This is a genomic window from Brevundimonas sp., from assembly GCF_046295595.1.
Taxonomy (GTDB): Bacteria; Pseudomonadota; Alphaproteobacteria; order Caulobacterales; family Caulobacteraceae; genus Brevundimonas.
Window position 1 is genome coordinate 16,965 of sequence record NZ_JBKBMX010000013.1, and the last position, 12,271, is coordinate 29,235.

Consider the following 12,271-nt stretch of genomic DNA (forward strand, 5'->3'; position numbering starts at 1 on the left):
GAGCCCGAATGAACCCCTCGCTCCTCGCCATGCTGGCCGTCGTCTTCGGCGGCGCCGCCACCGCCCTGCAGGCGCCGACCAATGCAAAGATGATGGGCGCCGTCGGCTCGCCGGTGAACGCCGCCTTCGTCTCCTTCGCCGTCGGTACGGCGGCGCTCGGCATTCTCGCCGTCCTCCTGCAGACCCGGCCCGATATCGCCGCCTCGCGCGCCCTGCCCTGGTACGCCTGGGTCGGCGGCCTGTACGGGGCCATCTTCGTCGTCGCGGCGGCCTGGGGCGTGCCGCGGCTCGGCGTGGCCACGACCATCACCCTGATGGTGGCGGGTCAGCTGCTGCTCAGCATCGGCCTCGATCATTTCGGGGCGATGGGCGTGCCGAAACACACCATCAGCTGGGGCCGCGTCGCCGGCGTGGCCATGGTGGTCGGCGGCGTCCTTATGGTCCGCCGCTTCTAGGCCTATATCGGTCCCGATGACCGAGGAGACGATTCCCGCCCCCGCCGAGACGCCGCCCGAGACGCCGCCCGTCCCGCTGGTCGCCGCCGACCTGATTCGCGACGAGGCCCGGCGCGCCCCGGACAAGCCCGGCGTCTACCGCATGTATGGCGAGGACGGGACCTGCCTCTATGTCGGCAAGGCCCGCTCGCTGAAGAAGCGCGTGCTGCAGTACGCCCAGGGCCGGTTCCACACCCAGCGCATCGGCCTGATGGTCTCCCTGACCCGGTCGATGGAGCTGGTCATCACCGCCTCGGAAACCGAGGCCCTGCTGCTGGAATCCAGCTTCATCAAGAAGCTCAAACCGCGCTTCAACGTGGTGCTGCGCGACGACAAGTCGTTCGCCGAGCTGATGATCCGCCGCGACCACCGCGCCCCCCAAGTGCGCAAGCACCGCGGCGCCCACACCATGAAGGGCGACTATTTCGGCCCCTTCGCCTCGACCTGGGCGGTCAACCGCACCCTGACCACCCTGCAGAAGGCCTTCCTGCTGCGCTCCTGTTCGGACAGCGTCTACGAGACCCGCACCCGCCCCTGCATGCTGCACCAGATCAAACGCTGCTCGGCTCCCTGCACCGGCCTGATCTCGCTCGAGAACTACGGCGAACTGGTTGACGAGGCCGAGGCCTTCCTGCGCGGCAAGTCGCGCGCCGTCATCGCCCGCCTGTCGGGCGAGATGCAGGCCGCCTCCGACGCCATGGATTTCGAACAGGCCGCCCGCGTCCGCGACCGCATCCGCGCCCTGTCGGCCATCTCGATGGAGAATTCCGTCAGCGCCGAGGGCGTCGCCGAGGCCGACGTCTTCGCCCTGCATTCCGACGGCGGCCAGGCCTGCGTCCAGGTCTTCTTCTACCGCGCCGGCCAGAACTGGGGCGGCCGGGCGTATTTCCCCCGCGTCGACCGGGCCGACACCGATCCGGAAATCCTGTCGGCCTTCCTCGGCCAGTTCTACGAGGACCGGCCGGTGCCGCGGCAGATCCTCACCAATGTCCGGCCGCACGAGATGGAGCTGCTGGAGGAGGCCTTTTCGCTCAAGGCCAAGACCGTCGACGGCCGGCGCGTGGTGACCATCGAACTGCCCCGGCGCGGCGACCGCAAGGCGCTGGTCGACCACGCCCTGACCAACGCCCGCGAGGCGCTGGGCCGCCGCATGGCCGAGGGCTCGGCCCAAGGCAAGATCCTCGACGAGGTGTGCGAGGCCTTCGGTCTCGAGGGCCGCCCCGAGCGGATCGAGGTCTATGACAACTCCCATATCCAGGGGACCAACGCCGTCGGCGGCATGATCGTGGCCGGGCCGGACGGGTTCCAGAAGTCGCAGTACCGCAAGTTCAACATCCGCGGCGAGGATCTGACCCCCGGCGACGACTACGGCATGATGCGCGAGGTGCTGCGCCGCCGCTTCGCCCGTCTGGTCAAGGACGAGGAGGCTGGCGACGAGGTCCTGCGCCCCGACCTGCTGCTGATCGACGGCGGCGCCGGCCAGCTGGCCGAGGCGGTCGCGGTCATGGCCGATCTCGGCGTCGACGACATCGCCGTGGTCGGCGTCGCCAAGGGGCCCGATCGCGACGCCGGGCTGGAGCGGTTCTTCATCCCCGGCAAGCCGCCCTTCATGCTGCCGCTCAAGTCGCCGGCGCTCTACTATCTGCAGCGATTGCGCGACGAGGCCCACCGCTTCGCCATCGGCGCCCACCGCACCCGCCGGTCGATGGACATCAAGAAGAATCCCCTCGACGAGATCGAGGGCGTGGGTCCCGGCCGCAAGAAGGCCCTGCTGCACGCCTTCGGCTCGGCAAAGGGCGTCTCCCGCGCCGGCGTCGCCGATCTGGTCAAGGTCGAGGGGATCAACCAGCCGCTCGCCGAACGCATCCACGCCTTCTTCCATCCCTCCCCCTAGCGAAGCGCCGGGGGAGGGGGACCATTCGAAGGATGGTGGAGGGGGCATGGCTCACGCAGCAACCTGAACCCCGACCCCCTCCACCGCTTTGCGGTCCCCCTCCCCCGAAGGGGTATGAGCGGTTATACGAGCGCCATGTCCATCGATTCCGCTGACCCCCTCCTCTCTGGCTATCGCCGTTTCCGTGAAGGTCACTGGGCCGAGGCCCGGGCCGAGTACGAAGCCCTCGCCGCCAAGGGTCAGAAGCCGCACACGCTCGTCGTCGCCTGTTCCGACAGCCGCGCCGACCCGGCGCTGATCTTCGACACCGCCCCCGGCCAGCTGTTCGTGGTGCGCAACGTCGCCAACCTGGTGCCGCCCTATGAGCCCGACGGCCTGCTGCACGGCGTCTCGGCGGCGCTCGAGTTCGGGGTCAAGGGGCTCGGCGTCTCCCGCATCGTCGTCATGGGCCACGCCCACTGCGGCGGGGTCAACGCCATGCTCAACGGCGCGCCCGACAACTGCCAGGACTTCGTCGCCCCATGGGTCCGGCAAGGCGCGCCGATGGTGCGCCGCGTCGCCGAAACGGTCGAACCTGACCAGGTCGAGCGGGCCGCCGAAGAGGCGGTGGTGCGGCTGTCGATTGAAAACCTGCGCACCTTCCCGTGGATCGCCGAGCGCGAGGCCGCCGGCGATCTGACCCTCACCGGCCTGCATTTCGGCATCGCCGACGGCATTCTGCGCGCGCTGACCGGTCCAGATCGCTTCGAAGCCTTGTAGCCTCGCCTCACGCATCGAAGCGTGGCACATCGGCGTTGAAGCAGGATGTCCTCAATGACCCCCACCCACCACGCCAATCCCATCCCGAACATTCTCACCGGCCTGCGCCTGATCGCGGGGGTGGTGATGTTCCTGATCCTGGCCGGCGCGGCGCCGCAGGGCATTCCCATGCTCTCCAACTATCTGAGCCCGGATGACCAATTCCGCTTCGGCCGGACCGCCTTCGTCATCTTCATTGTCGCCGCCTCGACCGATTGGGTCGACGGCTACCTGGCCCGACGCTGGCACGCCACGACCCGCTGGGGCGCGATCCTCGATCCGATCGCCGACAAGATCCTCGTCACCGGCGCCATCCTCGGCGTTCTCGCCTGGGGCTCCGTGCCGCAGATCGCCATTCCCTGCGGCCTGATCCTGTTCCGCGAGTTCGCCGTCTCGGCCCTGCGAGAGACCATGGCCGGCAAGGTCAAGCTGCCGGTCACCCTGCTGGCGAAGTGGAAGACGACCCTGCAGATGGTCGCCCTCGCGGCCTTGCAATTGGTGTTGCTGTGGGATGGCTTCGGCCTGCCGCTGGAATGGCAGCCGCATTTCCAGACCTTCGCCTATGTGCTGATCTGGCTCGCCGCCATCGTCACCCTCTGGACCGGCTGGCAGTATTTCGCCAAGGCCCAGCAGAAGATGAGCCAGCTCTAGCCGCTGCGCGGCGTGACTAGTGGTTAGTGATTGCTGCTCCGCTGGCGGCGGAAGGGCGGCGCGGGCCGCGCTTTCGCACCAGCGGCGGCCAGCCACTAACCACTAACCACTAACCACTAACCACTAACCACTAACCACTAACCACTAACCACTCGCCACTCAGCGAACCCCCAGCTCCTCGACCAGCCGGCCCATGCCATATACGTCGCGAAGCGCCGTGGTCACGGCCGTGGTCGTCACGATCACCGAGCGGTTGACCTTGACGTCATAGCCATAGGCGTTGCGCTGGGTCAGGACGGTGGAGTCGAAATTGGCCCCGACGATCTCGCCCGCTTCATTGACCACGGGCGAGCCCGATGACCCGCCGATGGTGTCGGACGACACCGCCATGTTCAGCACCGTATCGCCGTCGATCCGGTCCTTCGCCGCGAGCAGTTTCGGACCCACGTCGAACGGCGGCGCGCCGGTGGCCCGGTCCCACAGCCCGTCGAAGGTGGTGAAGGCGCCGAACCGCTGCCCCGGCACGTCCGTGCCCTCTATCCGGCCATAGGTCAGCCGCAGGGTGCCGGTCGCATCCGGATAGACGGCGTCGCCATAGGTCTGGAAGCGCAGGGCGGCGAGCTGCTCGGACGCCCGCGCCGTGGGCGCCTCAACCCGGGCTTCCCAGTCCGACCGCACCGCGCGGGCGTCGTCCTGGATGGACAGCACATAGCGGATCATCGGATCGTCCGAGGCCTCGATCGCCGCCAGTCCGCCCTCCCACAACGCCCGCCGCACCGCCGGGTCGGCCAGGGTCGAGCCTTCGACCAGTCGCGCTGACAGGGCCTCCGGCGACTCCCGGCCCAGCAGGTTGCGCACGCGCGGATCGTCGACCGTCAACCACTCCCGCGTCTTGGACAGCCACCATTCCAGATAGACCTGCTCCAGCGCCGGATAGGTCGGCCGCTCGGCGAACAGGCCGGACTGCACCGAGGCGAGGCGGCTGTCGGAGAATTCCGGCAGGCGTTCGGCCGAGGGTTTCCCGCGTTCCTGCGCGCCGCGCACCAGGGTCTGGGCCCAGCGGAACAATTGCGAGCCGCCGCCGGCCCGGCCCTCCAGCAGGGCATAGGCCGGGTACAGTTCGCGCTGGATCGGCTGCACCGCCGCCAGCGCCGCCCACGGCCCGCCGTCGGGGGCCTCGGCGCGGCGCCGGAAGTCGGCTTCCTGTTCCGCCTTGGCGCGCATGAAGTCGACGTCGATCAGCGCCGCCATCCGGCCGCGCCCGCGCTTGTAGGTGTTCTCCAGCCCGACGATCGGGTCCATGGCGATGAAAGCGTGCTCCTCGCTCTCCGCCGCGAACCGGATCAGCCGCCCGCGCAGCTCCGAGGCGAGCAGTTGGTCCATCGGCAGGACCACGTCGCGCACCGTCATCAGCTGGTCCTGGGTCAGCAGCCGCTGGGTCGATCCGGGGCTGCCCGAGACGAACACCGGCGTGCCCTCGACCGGCTGGTCGGCGTTCCACTTGAAGTGGGTCGGCGTCGCGACCGGCTGGCCGTTCTCGTACAGGCGGATGAAGGCCGCATCGATGGCGAAGCGCGGGAAGCTGAAATTGTCCAGGTCGCCGCCGAAGGTCGCCGCCCGGTCCTCGGGCGCCCAGGCCAGGCGCACGTCGGTGTAGCGGCGATACTTGTACAGCTTGAACTGGCCGCCGCGGTACAGGCTGACGACCTGACAGCGCACGGTGGCGTCGCCGGCGCAGGCCTCCTGTTCGATCCGGCCGGCCTCGGCGTCGCGCGCCCGGGTGAAGGCCTGGCCGTCCAGCCCCTCGCCGGCCGCGTGCATCCGGCTCGTGACGTCGGAGATGTCGGTCAGGACTTCGGCCGAGCCGCCCGGGCATTTCAGTTCGTCTTCACGGGTGCGCGGGGCGAAACCGGTCTCGGCGTAGTTGACCGCCTGGGTCGACAGATTGGCGACGCAGCTGGCGACGCAGTGGTTGTTGGTCATCACCAGCCCCTCGGCCGAGACGATGCCCGCTGAACAGCCGCCGAACTTGACCGACGACAGCCGAACCTTGTCCAGCCACGCCTGGTCGATATTGGTCCCCAGCGTCTGGTTGGCGCGCGTGATCGGGAAGTTGTCGAAGGTCCACATCCCCTCTTCGGCGCTCGCCGCGCCGGAAACGCCCGCCGCGAGGCAGAGCGCGATCAGGGAAGGCACAAGTCTTTGTGATCGGGACATGGCGTTTCACTCCGTGGTCAAGCTGGAACGATGGGGCGCGGGGCCGATTGGCAGGGCAGGGCATGCCGCCCGCGAGGAATTCCATCCATGTTCATGCACAACAAGCGGCTCATGTACACCGTCAGGGTGTCCGAGCCGAACCCCGCCCTCGCGACCCTCATGCTGGAACAGTTCGGCGGGCCGCAGGGCGAACTCGCCGCCGCCATGCGCTACTTCACCCAAGCCTTGGGCGAGGAGGACGCGGGCCGCAAGGACATGCTGCTCGACATCGCCACCGAGGAGCTCAGCCACCTGGAAGTGATCGGCTCGATCGTCTCCATGCTCAACCGCGGCATCAAGGGCCGCCTGTCCGAGGCGGTCGAGGAGGAGGCCGACCTCTATATGTCGCTGAACGACGGCGGCGAGAGCCACACGACCTCGATTCTGTACGGCGGCGCCCCGGCGCTGGTGAACTCCGCCGGCGTTCCGTGGACCGCCGCCTATGTCGACTCGATCGGCGATCCGGCCTGCGACCTGCGTTCCAACATCGCCGCGGAGGCGCGCGCCAAGATCGTCTACGAGCGGCTGATCAACGTCACCGACGACCCCGGCATCAAGGATGCGCTGACCTTCCTGATGACGCGCGAGGTGGCGCACCAGAAGTCGTTCGAAAAGGCGCTGTATTCGATGCAGCCTAACTTCCCGCCCGGCAAACTCCCCGGCCACCCGGACTTCGCCGACAAATACTACAATATGTCCCAAGGCGAGGGCGACGCCCAGGGGCCGTGGAACCAGGGCGAGCAGTGGGAGACGGTCGATGACCGCGACGCCCAGGCCGCGGTCGACGGCGGCGACGGCGGCGCCAGCGTCAACCTGACGGGCAAGGCCGCCTCGACGGTCCAGGCCATGGCCGAGCGGCTCGCCTCCGACCCGGAGTCCGACCCGATCACCGGGGCGGACCTCGGCGTGGGCCCCGGGGCCGGGACGACAACCCAGGCCAGGACCTGAGGTCAGCAAGGTCGCAGCAAAACGCCCGGCGGAGCGATCCGCCGGGCGTCATGCTGTCTGGCGCGGAAGGGTCTATTCGACGCCCAGTTCCTCGAGGATGCGCGGGTTCGGATAGACGGTCCGCAGCACTTCGGTGATCGCGGCGGTCGACACCGTCACCGTCCGGTTCAGATCCCCGTCGTAGCCGAACGAGCCGCCAAGCGAGTGGATGTTGCCGTCGAAGGCGGCGCCGATCACCTCGCCCTCGGCGTTGATCACCGGCGAGCCGGAGTTGCCGCCGATGATGTCGTTGGTCGAGGCGAAGTCGTAGACGATCGCCTTGTTCACCCGCGACTCATTGTCGGCGAAGGCCTGGGCCAGGTTGAACGGCTCCGACCCGGTGGCCCGGTCGTACAGGCCGCCGATGTAGGTGAACGGCGGCACCGTCACGCCGCGATAGGTCCAGCCGCGAACCTCGCCGTACGACAGGCGCAGGCTGAAGGTGGCGTCCGGATACTGGTTGGTGCCGTAGACTGCGAAGCGCGCCTGGGCGACTTTCTCCGCCGCGCGGGCGGTGGGGGCGTTGACCTCGGCGGCCCAGCGGCCGGCGATTGCCCGGGCCGCTTCGTCATTGGCGGCCACGAAGGCCAGCAGCGGGTCGGCCGCCGTCAGCTGGTCCAACGTCATGCCGGCGGCCTCGCGACGGAAGCTCGCGTCGGCCATCCGGGTGCCGTCGATCAGCCGTTCGGCCAGGGCTTCCGGGCTCTCGCGGCCCAGCATCGCCTTCACCTCGCGATTGTCGACCGTCAGATACTCCCGCGTCTTCGACAGCCAGTAGCGCAGCCGGATCTCTTCCATGTCGGTCGCGATCGGCGTCTCCGCGCCGAGCATCTCCGCCAGTTGCGCGCGGCGCTCGGCCGGCATTTCCGACCGGGCGGCGCGGACCAGCGTCTTGGCCATCTGATACAGTTGCGAACCGCCGCCCGCCGACTGCTCCAGCTGGCGGAACGGCAGGTAGAGGTCGCGGGCGACGCCCTGCACGGCGTCCAGTTCGGCCCACGGATCGCCGATCTGCTGGACCAGAGCGGGGTCGGCGGCGACCCGGGCGCGCAACTCGGCCTCAGCCTCCCGCTTGGTCTGCATGAAGGCGGGATCGGTCAGGGCGCCCTGCTGGCCGTAGTAGACCTTGAAGCTGTTCTCCAGGCCGAAGATCGGGTCGAACGACACCCGCTTGGCCTCGTCGCCGGTCAGCGAATATTCCAGCAGCCGGCCGCGCAGTTCAGAGGTCTGGATCAGGGTGATCGGCAGTTGCTGGTCGCGCAGCCGCTCAAGCTGGCTCATGGTCAGCAGGCGCGAGGTCGAGCCCGGATTGCCCGAGACGAAGGTCACGTCGCCTTCCTTCGGAGCCTCGGCGTTCCATTTCAGGAACGTCGGCGTCGCGGCCGGCTGGCCGTTCTCATAGGCGCGCAGGAAGCCCGCATCGAGGGCGTAGCGCGGGAAGTTGAAATTGTCGGGGTCGCCGCCGAAGAAGGCCGCCTGGTTTTCCGGCGTGAAGACCAGCCGCACATCGTCGTATTTGCGGAATTTGTGCAGGCTGTACTGGCCGCCCCGATACAGGCTGATGACCTGGCAGCTGAACTTTTCGTCCCCGGCGCAGGCCTCGGTCTGGATGCGGCCGACCTCGGCCTGGCGGGCGGCGTTGAATGCGGCGCCCTCAAGACCTTCGCCGGCTGCGAGCACCCGGTCGGTGACGTCGGTGATCTCGGTCAGCACCTCGGCGGTCTGGCCGGGGCACTGCACCTCCTCCTCGCGGGTTCCGGCGGTGAAGCCGTTCTTCACATAGTCCCGCTGGGCGTTGGACAGCTCCTGGGCGCAGCCGACGACGCAGTGCCAGTTGGTCAGGATCAGCCCCTCGGGCGAGACGAAGGAGGCCGAACAGCCCTGAATCCGCACCGAGGCGTTGCGCACCCGGTCCAGCCACGCCTGGTCAATCCGCGTGCCGTATTTCTGGTTCACCGTCTGCATCGGGAAATTGTCGAACGTCCACATGCCTTCGTCGGCGAGGGCGGTGGAGGGGGCGGCCGCCACGGCCAGGAAGCCGGCCACCGCGGCGATGGAGGCGGTCACCGAGACGGCGGATCGGAGCGTGCGACGGATCATGGGTGTTTCTCTCTGGTCGCGCCTGTCTGTGCAGGCGCCTGGGTCTACCTAGCCCCGATCAACGAAGCGCGTCCACTCGGCCTTACCCCGATTTAACTTGGCCGCGCCCTCAGGCGCGGTCACATGACGGCGAACACCGGGGGCCGATCTCTTTCATGTCGCTTGCACTCTCCACCCTGCTCTACGAGTGGCGTCGCTATATGGCGGCGATCGTGGCGCTCGCCTTCTCGGGCCTCCTCGTGCTGGCCCAGGTCGGCATGTTCATGGGCATCGGCAAGGCCTTCACCGCGACCATCGACCGCGCCAGCGCCGACATCATGGTCATGGCGCCCGGCGCCACGGGCCTGTTCAACGGCGGTCCGTCCGGCGTGCCCCGGCGCATCATGCCGGTGGTGCAGAGCCATCCCGACATCGTCGCCGTGGCCGATCTCGACGGGTCCGGCGGCCGCTGGCAGAACGTCGTCGAGGGCGACGCGCCGCGCAAGACCGAGTTCGTCCAGGTCTCGATCATCGACGCCGTCCCCGGCGCCGTGACGGTCCCCACCGACTATTCCCCTGAGCTGGTCGAGGCGCTGCGCCAGCCGTTCGGCGTCGCCATCGACGAGACCGCGCTCGGCCGCCTCGGCGTCAAACTTGGGGACAAGGCCATCTACAACGGCAAGACGGTTTACGTGGTCGCCGTCACCCGCGGCTATCCCAACATGATGCAGGCGGGCGTCGTCATGTCGCGGGACACCCTGCGCATGCTCGGCGAGGCCAGCACCGGCGACCGCGTCGGACCGCTGATGGTCGGCATCCGGCCGGGAGCGGATTCGGAACGGGTCGTCGCTCAGCTCAACGCCCAGTCGCGCGGCCAGTTCAAGGCCTGGACCCGGGCCGACCTCGGCGAGGCCAACCAGGCGGCGATGTTCAAGGAGAGCTTCATCGTCATCATGCTGGGCTTCTCCCTGTTCCTCGGCATCCTGATCGGCGTCGCCATCACCTGGCAGACCCTGCGCGGGGCCATCATGGCCAATATCAAGGAGTTCGCCTCGCTGCGCGCCCTCGGCGTGTCGATGGGCTCGCTGCGCGGCATCGTCATGGAGCTCAGCTTCTGGGTCGGCATCGCCGGCATATTCGCTGCCGGCCTGCTGACCTGGGCGGTGTCCCTGCTGGCCACCAGCGGCGGCCTGACCATGGCCTTCCCCATCCCGATGGTCGCGGGCGTCTGCATCATGCTCCTGGTGATCGCCCTCGCCTCCGGCTTCCTGTCGCTGGGCGTCCTGAAGAAGAGCCAGCCGGCGGATCTGCTGCGATGAACTCCAACACCGTCACCCACGGCCGCGCCGGCGAGTCGGCCATCGAGGCCAAGGGCCTGGTCAAGCGCTTCAAGACCGGCCGCACCTTCATCGAGGTCCTCAAGGGCGTCGACTTCGACGCGCGGCACGGCGAAATGACCATGGTCATGGGCCCGTCCGGTTCGGGCAAGTCGACCCTCGTCGCCGCCCTGTCGGGCCTGCTCAAGCCTGAAGAGGGGCGCGTCGACGTCCTCGATGTCGACGACCTGTGGGACCATTCGTCCGGCCGCATCGACAAATTCCGCCTCGATAATTGCGGCTTCATCTTCCAAGGCTTCAACCTGTTCCCCGCCCTGACCGCGACCCAGCAGGTCATGACCGTGCTGAAGTACCAGGGCGTGCCCAAGGACGAGGCGCGCCGTCGCGCCGTCGCCGCCCTTGAGGAGGTCGGTCTCGGCGCCCGCCTGAACCAGAAGCCGGATTCCCTGTCGGGCGGCGAGAAGCAGCGCATCGCCATCGCCCGCGCCCTGGCCAAGAACCCGGCCCTGCTGTTCGCCGACGAACCGACCTCGGCCCTCGACGGCGAGAACGGCCAGGTAGTCATCCGCCTGCTGCGGCGGGCCGCCACCGAACACGGCGCCGCCGTCATCTGCGTGACCCACGACCCGCGCCTCGAGGCCTGGGCCGACCGGGTCATCCACATCGAGGACGGCCGTATTCTCGACGATCAGCGCCGCACCCCCGATCCCAACGCCACCCTCGGCTCGCACTAGCCCGTTCCTCAAGGACTCCCGAAAAATGCCCCGCTTCCTCAAGAACAAGTGGCTCTGGATCGGCCTCGTGCTGGTCGTGCTCGTCGTCGTCGGCTTCATGGCCATGCAACAGGGCGCGGCCGCGAAAAAGGCCGAGACCGAGAAGGCCGCCGCCGAGAAGATCGACAGCCCCTATGCGGCCATCGCCAACGGCAAGGCCGATGTCGAGGGCGGCATCATCCAGGTCGCCGCCCGCCGCGGCGGCGTGGTCAAGGCGGTCTATGTGCAGGAGGGCGAGCGCGTCACGACCGGCCAGATCCTCGCCCGTCAGGAAGACGACGAGCCGCGCCTCGCCCTCGCCCGCGCCCAGGCCGAGGTCGCCCAGGCCGAAAGCCAGCTGCGCGCGATCCAGGTCGACATCAGCACCGCCCGGCGCGAGCATGATCGTCTCGCCCGCCTCGTTGATACGAATTTCGTCGCCGCCGCGCGCATGGATGAGGCCCGCGACCAGATCGCCGCCGCCGAGGCCCGCCTCGGATCGCAGCAAGCGTCGATCCAGACGGCCCGCGCCCGCCTCAACGAGGCCGCCTACAACCTCGAACTGACCGTGATCCGCGCCCCGATGGACGGCCGCATCGTGCGCCGCTACGCCAATCCGGGCGCCGGCGCCTCGACCCTGAACGTGTCCAACATGTTCGATCTCGAGCCCAACACCCAGCGCATCGTCCGCGCCGAAATCGTCGAGGCCGACATCCCGAACGTGACCGACGGTCAGGAGGTCGAGCTGATCTCCGAGGTCGACCAGTCCAAGGTCTATGTCGGCCGCGTCCTGCGCCGCGCTCCCCTGTTCGGGGCCCGCAAGCTGGCCTCCGAGGACCCGTCGCAGCGCACCGACGAACGCGTCGTCGAGGTCGTCGTCTCGGCCGACAACGCGCCGCTGCTGATCGGTCAGCGGGTGCTGGTCAAGTTCATGAAGCCGGGCGAGCGCGCCGGCGCCCCGCGCGCCGCCGCGGCGGGCGTGACGGCGGACCGGGCCATGCAGTCTCCGGCCGCGAGCTGACG

The 12,271-nt window shown here is 68.7% G+C and carries 10 protein-coding genes; 8 read left to right on the top strand and 2 right to left on the bottom strand.

The features are described from left to right. Window positions 1-8: 8 nt before the first annotated feature. The 4 genes from ACK4JY_RS09910 (at window position 9) to pgsA (ending at window position 3,837) form a co-directional block, all read left to right on the top strand. Window positions 9-455: a DMT family transporter gene (locus ACK4JY_RS09910; protein ID WP_409605193.1), complete on the top strand. Its 447-nt coding sequence runs from the start codon at window positions 9-11 to the stop codon at window positions 453-455. Window positions 456-471: 16 nt separating this feature from the next. Further along, entirely contained in the window at window positions 472-2,388 is a 1,917-nt protein-coding gene (uvrC, locus tag ACK4JY_RS09915; RefSeq protein ID WP_409605195.1) for an excinuclease ABC subunit UvrC, read from the top strand. 135 nt (window positions 2,389-2,523) lie between these two features. Continuing rightward, window positions 2,524-3,147, top strand: a complete 624-nt coding sequence (locus tag ACK4JY_RS09920) for a carbonic anhydrase (RefSeq protein WP_409605197.1) — start codon at window positions 2,524-2,526, stop codon at window positions 3,145-3,147. 54 nt (window positions 3,148-3,201) lie between these two features. After that, on the top strand, window positions 3,202-3,837 hold the full coding sequence (gene pgsA, locus ACK4JY_RS09925; protein WP_409605199.1) for a CDP-diacylglycerol--glycerol-3-phosphate 3-phosphatidyltransferase: 636 nt from the start codon (window positions 3,202-3,204) through the stop codon (window positions 3,835-3,837). 159 nt (window positions 3,838-3,996) lie between these two features. Here the strand turns inward: pgsA and ACK4JY_RS09930 are convergent, their stop codons facing one another. Next, window positions 3,997-6,033: a S46 family peptidase gene (locus ACK4JY_RS09930; protein ID WP_409605200.1), complete on the bottom strand. Its 2,037-nt coding sequence runs from the start codon at window positions 6,031-6,033 to the stop codon at window positions 3,997-3,999. 108 nt (window positions 6,034-6,141) lie between these two features. On the opposite strand from ACK4JY_RS09930, the gene ACK4JY_RS09935 reads away from it, so the two are divergent. Beyond that, a complete protein-coding gene (locus tag ACK4JY_RS09935) occupies window positions 6,142-7,041 on the top strand; it encodes a manganese catalase family protein (protein WP_409605202.1) in 900 nt (299 codons plus the stop codon). A gap of 72 nt (window positions 7,042-7,113) precedes the next feature. On the opposite strand, the gene ACK4JY_RS09940 is transcribed toward ACK4JY_RS09935, so the two are convergent. Further along, window positions 7,114-9,180, bottom strand: coding sequence for a S46 family peptidase (locus ACK4JY_RS09940; RefSeq protein ID WP_409605204.1), 2,067 nt, complete (start codon window positions 9,178-9,180; stop codon window positions 7,114-7,116). 155 nt (window positions 9,181-9,335) lie between these two features. Between ACK4JY_RS09940 and ACK4JY_RS09945 the strand changes: the two genes are divergently transcribed. Genes ACK4JY_RS09945 through ACK4JY_RS09955 form a run of 3 tightly spaced genes read left to right on the top strand, consistent with a single transcriptional unit; the run spans window position 9,336 to window position 12,269 of the window. Next, complete coding sequence (locus tag ACK4JY_RS09945) at window positions 9,336-10,478, top strand: ABC transporter permease (RefSeq protein ID WP_409605206.1); 1,143 nt, start codon at window positions 9,336-9,338, stop codon at window positions 10,476-10,478. After that, the gene (locus tag ACK4JY_RS09950; RefSeq protein WP_409605208.1) at window positions 10,475-11,230 is read left to right on the top strand and encodes an ABC transporter ATP-binding protein; all 756 of its coding nucleotides are present in this window, start codon (window positions 10,475-10,477) and stop codon (window positions 11,228-11,230) included. The genes ACK4JY_RS09945 and ACK4JY_RS09950 overlap by 4 nt, the downstream gene beginning before the upstream one ends. A 25-nt stretch (window positions 11,231-11,255) precedes the next feature. After that, window positions 11,256-12,269 carry an HlyD family secretion protein gene (locus ACK4JY_RS09955; protein ID WP_409605209.1) on the top strand — a complete coding sequence of 338 codons (1,014 nt, stop codon included), beginning with the start codon at window positions 11,256-11,258 and terminating at the stop codon, window positions 12,267-12,269. Window positions 12,270-12,271: the final 2 nt, after the last annotated feature.

Bases quoted from the DNA above. Each gene is read 5' to 3' on its own strand.
- ACK4JY_RS09910 (WP_409605193.1), top strand. From the start codon at position 9: ATGAACCCCTCGCTCCTCGCCATGCTGGCCGTCGTCTTCGGCGGCGCC.
- uvrC (WP_409605195.1), top strand. From the start codon at position 472: ATGACCGAGGAGACGATTCCCGCCCCCGCCGAGACGCCGCCCGAGACG.
- ACK4JY_RS09920 (WP_409605197.1), top strand. From the start codon at position 2,524: ATGTCCATCGATTCCGCTGACCCCCTCCTCTCTGGCTATCGCCGTTTC.
- pgsA (WP_409605199.1), top strand. From the start codon at position 3,202: ATGACCCCCACCCACCACGCCAATCCCATCCCGAACATTCTCACCGGC.
- ACK4JY_RS09935 (WP_409605202.1), top strand. From the start codon at position 6,142: ATGTTCATGCACAACAAGCGGCTCATGTACACCGTCAGGGTGTCCGAG.
- ACK4JY_RS09940 (WP_409605204.1), bottom strand. From the start codon at position 9,180: ATGATCCGTCGCACGCTCCGATCCGCCGTCTCGGTGACCGCCTCCATC.
- ACK4JY_RS09945 (WP_409605206.1), top strand. From the start codon at position 9,336: ATGTCGCTTGCACTCTCCACCCTGCTCTACGAGTGGCGTCGCTATATG.
- ACK4JY_RS09950 (WP_409605208.1), top strand. From the start codon at position 10,475: ATGAACTCCAACACCGTCACCCACGGCCGCGCCGGCGAGTCGGCCATC.
- ACK4JY_RS09955 (WP_409605209.1), top strand. From the start codon at position 11,256: ATGCCCCGCTTCCTCAAGAACAAGTGGCTCTGGATCGGCCTCGTGCTG.